The sequence below is a fragment of the Aquabacterium sp. A08 genome, assembly GCF_011742065.1.
In genome coordinates this window covers 1-623 of the sequence record NZ_JAAQQT010000345.1, presented here as the reverse complement: position 1 = coordinate 623, position 623 = coordinate 1, and the positions used below count along the sequence as shown (strand labels likewise).

The window sequence follows — 623 nt, the reverse complement described above, 5'->3', positions numbered from 1 at the left end:
GCCGCACCGCTGATGCTGGGCTTTGTGCTGGGTCCACTGATGGAGGAAAACCTGCGCCGCTCGCTGCTGCTGTCGCGCGGTGACATGATGACCTTTATCGACCGCCCGATCAGCGCTGGCTTCCTGGCCTTCGGTGGCGCCATCGTGCTGTGGACGGTTTGGACGTCGTTGAAGTCCGCGCTGCGCGAACGCGAGCGCCGCCAGGATTTTGGCGAGGCCCCCTGAGGCGCTGCAGCTTTTGACGAGCCCGGTTCGCCGGGCTTTTCGAAAATTCCATGACTATCGACAATGTGCATTATGTTAAATAAAAGACGCAAGTACCTTCGCCGTTGGTCGGTGAACGTGGGAAACTGATAACCCAGAAACCTCGGCCGTTAAAGGCCGGTGCCAATTTCGTCTGCCCACCCGGGACTACCCTCAACCGGGAGCCATCGGCCGAATGACTGGACCTACAATCCCCACACACAACAACTCCGTGAGGAACGTTCCCATGAAGAAATTGCTTTCCTTGGTGGTGTTGGGCGCCGCCAGCACACTGACGTGGGCCCAAGCCGAGCTCAAAGTGGCCATCGACCCCACTTACGAGCCCTTCACCTACAAAACGGCCGACGGCAAGCCGACCG

1 pseudogene is annotated in these 623 nt (G+C 59.6%); it reads left to right on the top strand.

From position 1 onward, the window contains the following. Window positions 1-225 (top strand): annotated as a pseudogene (locus HA630_RS01945) (tripartite tricarboxylate transporter permease); the annotation flags it as partial. Between the last annotated feature and the right edge of the window lie 398 nt (window positions 226-623).